This is a genomic window from Moraxella equi, assembly GCF_002027555.1.
GTDB lineage: Bacteria > Pseudomonadota > Gammaproteobacteria > Pseudomonadales > Moraxellaceae > Moraxella > Moraxella equi.
The window spans coordinates 1-4,454 of the sequence record NZ_MXAP01000195.1; the positions used below are offsets into that span (position 1 = coordinate 1).

At 48.1% G+C, this 4,454-nt stretch carries 6 protein-coding genes; 5 read left to right on the forward strand and 1 reads right to left on the reverse strand.

Translation table 11 applies throughout. The features are described from left to right. Positions 1 to 424, forward strand: a 424-nt coding sequence (locus B5J93_RS13660; protein WP_211278900.1) for a hypothetical protein, incomplete at its 5' end; no start/stop codon positions are given. A 37-nt stretch (positions 425 to 461) separates the two neighbouring features. Here B5J93_RS13660 and B5J93_RS13190 read toward each other — a convergent pair. Further along, on the reverse strand, positions 462 to 647 hold the full coding sequence (locus B5J93_RS13190; RefSeq protein ID WP_079326775.1) for a hypothetical protein: 186 nt from the start codon (positions 645 to 647) through the stop codon (positions 462 to 464). A 4-nt stretch (positions 648 to 651) separates the two neighbouring features. Between B5J93_RS13190 and B5J93_RS13195 the strand changes: the two genes are divergently transcribed. The 4 genes from B5J93_RS13195 to B5J93_RS13205 all read left to right on the forward strand — a co-directional run. Next, positions 652 to 1,743, forward strand: coding sequence for a TonB-dependent receptor (locus B5J93_RS13195; protein ID WP_079326776.1), 1,092 nt, complete (start codon positions 652 to 654; stop codon positions 1,741 to 1,743). 67 nt (positions 1,744 to 1,810) lie between these two features. Further along, positions 1,811 to 1,981 carry a hypothetical protein gene (locus B5J93_RS13665; protein ID WP_158080760.1) on the forward strand — a complete coding sequence of 57 codons (171 nt, stop codon included), beginning with the start codon at positions 1,811 to 1,813 and terminating at the stop codon, positions 1,979 to 1,981. Further along, the gene (locus B5J93_RS13200; RefSeq protein ID WP_228144952.1) at positions 1,978 to 2,745 is read left to right on the forward strand and encodes a M16 family metallopeptidase; all 768 of its coding nucleotides are present in this window, start codon (positions 1,978 to 1,980) and stop codon (positions 2,743 to 2,745) included. Before B5J93_RS13665 ends, B5J93_RS13200 begins: the two co-directional genes overlap by 4 nt. Continuing rightward, the coding region (locus B5J93_RS13205) for a peptidase M16 family protein (RefSeq protein WP_143823567.1) at positions 2,738 to 4,454 on the forward strand (1,717 nt) is incomplete at its 3' end. The genes B5J93_RS13200 and B5J93_RS13205, both read left to right, overlap by 8 nt.

Here is a 4,454-nt window from a genome sequence, read left to right on the forward strand (position 1 = left end):
GGGTTCGGTTGGTATAGACCCCGACACAAAAGCCCCAAGTGGCAAAGTGCTCTATCGCACATCAAGAGACGACTGGGCAAAATACCACGTCTCCGAGAGCGACCAGTCCGACTTTGATAACGCCTACAATAACATCCAACCCCAATTTACCAAACACCAATATGGCGTCAGTGTCAATCAGCCCATCAATGACAAATCTGCCGTGCTGTTTTCGTACAATGCCACCACGTCTGACATTCCTTTTAACCACACCCAGCTAAGGCACGCCAGTGAAGCGACTTGGCTTGCCAATCAAGGTGGCATCCAAGAACGTAAAATGAGACATTTTTGCTCCGCGGGATTTATCATGCGGACAATGGCGATACCATCAAAGCGACCGCCATGTATTCGCCCCATGAAGCCTTACCGCCAGGCAGGATTTTAAAGCCCCCACTTATAAAATCGGCAATACGGACAATAACCTAATTTTTGGTTGGCAAATTGACCACGCCACTGCCAAATACATCCGTGATACTCAAAGCAATCAATACACTTACACCAACAGCACGAGCGTGGTTTGTGATGGCGAAAGTGCCTGTATTGATGGCGAACAGCATGCGTCCAGAAAAACCGTTTATGACGTCAGAAATATCAAAGTGAGCAACCATACTTATGCCATTGTACTTAGAAAATACGTCTAAATTTAACAACTTAGACCTAAGTGTCGGCTTACGCACTGATTATAACAGTCTACTAAACAACACCAATCTCGCCCCACGCCCATCTGCCACGTGGGACGTGTTTGGTGATGAGCGTACTCGGGTATTTGGTGGGGCGAACCGTTATTATGGTAATTCCATACTTGCCTATGCCTTACGTCAAGGCATAGGCAATAACGAAGTCTATACTCGCTCTGTGAGTGGTGGCGTGCTTGGCGACTGGACGTTATCAGGCACAGGCGTGGGTGGCAGTCGTAATTACAGCTTGTCAGACTTAAAAACGCCATACAGCGATAAGTTAAATGTCGGCATTGCCCAAAAAGCCTTTGGGGCGTTATGGACAGCCAAATGGGTACGCCGTGATGGCAAAGACCAACTTACAGGCAAACGTGCCGAACAAGCAGTAAACGGGGTGCGTGATTGGTGGCTGAGCAACGATGGCACAAGCAAAAACCAAAACGTCTCATTGTCCGTACAACCGCTTGCTCCGATGAGTTTTGAACACGCTGATGTGAATTGGCAGTTGAATTGGTCTTGGCAAAAATCCAAGAGCAACAACACCAACTATGACACACTGACCACAGACTTGGTGGATACTGCCGACATGGTGTATTATGATGGCAAAATCATGGATTATGCCGATTTACCTTTATCCGACTTTAACGCCCCTTGGAAAGCAAGGCTGTCTGTCAAGACTTTTTTCCCAAAATACAACATCACTTGGACGCAAGATTTAAATTACACCGCAGGTCATCGCTACCTATCTAGTAAATCAAGTGATGAGTTCACCTGCTCGGGCGATGCTCGCTGTGGCGATTGGGACGGTATAGTGGTAAGACCTTATGTCGAAGATAGGCAAAATGGTTACTTTACGATGGATTGGCGTTTTAATTATGAAAAACCGCTTAATAACGGTCATTCGCTTGGGGTAAATATTGATGTTAATAACGTGCCAGATAAAGTCATTGTTTCATCACAAACCAGCAGTAACAACACTTACAAACTCGGTCGCAGTTTTTGGCTTGGGGTTAGCTACAACTGGTAATCCATCCAAATCCCCAAAAGCACCTAACAGGGTGCTTTTCCTATTTTTTACTTTAAAAGAATAAATCATGAAAAAACTCATCGCCCTTGCCCTATTTGTCATCACCCATACCGCCTTTGCTGAGATTAGCTCGCCTGTCATCGGCAGATTAGATAACGGTTTGGATTATGCCATTTTGCCTTTGCATGACGACAAAGGGCGGTTAGAGATTCGCCTAAGGGTGAACGCAGGGGCATAGATGAGAACGATACGCAGGCAGGCGTGGCTCACATGGTCGAACATTTGGTCTTTCGGGCAAGCGATAAGCATCCCAACGGCGTGATGAACCATTTACATGATATTGGCTTTATCAGAGCCAGACATTATAATGCCGTAACCACCACCGACAGCACCACTTACATGATGACCCCACCGCCTAAGGCGGGATTGGACGGCAGTTTGTCCGCCCTAAGTCAGATGATGTTTTTCGCTCACATCACGCAGAGCGATTTGGACAAAGAACGCCTTATCATTACCGAAGAGTGGCGGAGCGGTCAAGGCGTGTCAGCACGCATGGACGAGCAACGAAAGGCAGTCATCAGAGCAGGCAGTCGCTCGGTGCGTAGCCCTGTCATCGGCACGCTAGACAGTATCACGACCATGCCCGCCCATGAGTTACAGGCGTTTTATAAAACATGGTACGCCCCCAACAACATGAACCTACTTATCGTGGGCGACATTGACCCTGATGAAGCCAAAGCCAAAATCCAAGAATATTTTGGGCAAATCCCTGCCAAACCCCTCCCCGACCGTACAGGCGATTATTATGAACCGACTTTATCCGACCGCTTGGTCATGACCGAACTGCACGATAACAAAAGCGGAGTGAGCCAAGTGGCACATATCCTACGACTAGACGAACAGGCAAGTCGGGGCGACAGCGACACCGCTCGTAAAAATCGCCTGATAGACCGTTTTGCCTTGACCTTATATTACCAAACGTTTGCAAAGCGAAATGAATAACTTACCAAACGGCATAAAAAGCGTGGTCGCTCGCAAATCCGACATTGGCAAACATACCGTTGCCATTGGGCTATTTAGTAGCGTGGATAAGGACAAACACAAAGACGGCTTACAAGAAATTTTTTATCAAATCAAACGCTTACAGGATTATCCCATAACCCAAGATGAGCTTGATGAGTACAAAAATGATTTTCAAATTCAGCTAGACAAAGCCCACGCCCACAGCGAAGACCGTGATTTTGCAGGTTGGGTGCAGGCACTCGTTGGCACAGCATTGGTAGATAAACCCTATCTTCCCCAAAAAGAACTTGCCAAAATCAGCCAACCAATAGTGGATAATCTGACCATTGCCGACATACGGACACGCATAAATACATGGCTATCCTCCCCTGACCGTATCGTCCAATACCAAGCCCCACACACCGCACGGGTCGCCCCCATAAGTGTGGCTGACGTGGAGCAGATGAAACATTGGGCAAACACCGCCACGCTCGCCCCGCCTGCCCCAAAGCCACGTCCGATAACCATTGACCTGCCCCACGTCATCACCACCGCCCACATCACGCACACGGCACGGCACGGCGACACTCGCACCTACACGCTCTCCACAGGCGATAAGGTGTTGTGGCTTACCCACCCTAGTGCTAAAGACAAGACCTACATTCGGGCGGTGAATACGGCAGGCACACAGGCGGATGGACTGAGTGCATGGCAGTCGCAACTTACCACAGGGCTGATTTTTCAAAATACGCCTTATCATTTTAACAAAACCGCTTGGGGTAATTTTAAAAAAACGCACCGCCTAAATCTGTCCGCCAAACAGACCGCCCACGAGCTTATCATTGAGATGAGTAGCGACAATGCCAACTTAAACGAACTTATCAATCTCTACCACGCCCAACTGTACCACACCACCATTAAGGGCGGACTTGATGACACCAAAACCGCCCTAATGAGCGAGCTTGCTCCGACAGGGGTTAAGCAAGCCGAACGCCACAGATTAGATGAGATTGGCAAGTTAAGACAACTGCCAAACCACTTGCCAAGCCTTGATGAATTAGATAAACTAGACAAACGCATGCTTAATAGCACATGGAAGCAGATGACACGCACGCCCATGACGGTTTATGTCGTGAGTAATGCTAAACCTACCGACATGGGGCAATTTATCGCCTTGTTTGCCAATCCCAATCCGCCCTTGACGGCATTTCGCCATACCGCCACGCCCCTTGCCACATCGGACACGGTCAAATTCGCCCACCACAGCGAGCCACGAGCGGACGTACAGCTTTGGACGACCACACCCCACACATGGCAAGGCGTGGATGCCATGACGGTAAACCTACTAAAAAACATCGCCAGCGACAAACTCAAACTGACCTTGCGTGATGAAAAATTAGGCATTTATCGGCTAAATTTTGACAGTACACTAAACCCCAACACCCACCGCATTGAAAGTCATCTTAAATTCACCACCAATCCTGACAAGACGGACGAGATGATAGCCCATGCTAAACAGGTACTGGCAAACCTACCTAATCTCATCACGACAGACGACATCAATAAAGCCAAAAGCACCTTTACAAACCAAGACAAATCCCGCCAAAACAACCCTTATGCATGGCTAAACCGTCTGGCATTAAGCGACAAACAAGGCAATAATTTGGCGTATCTTGACCAAATCAAGCACCTATACCAACCGAACCCAA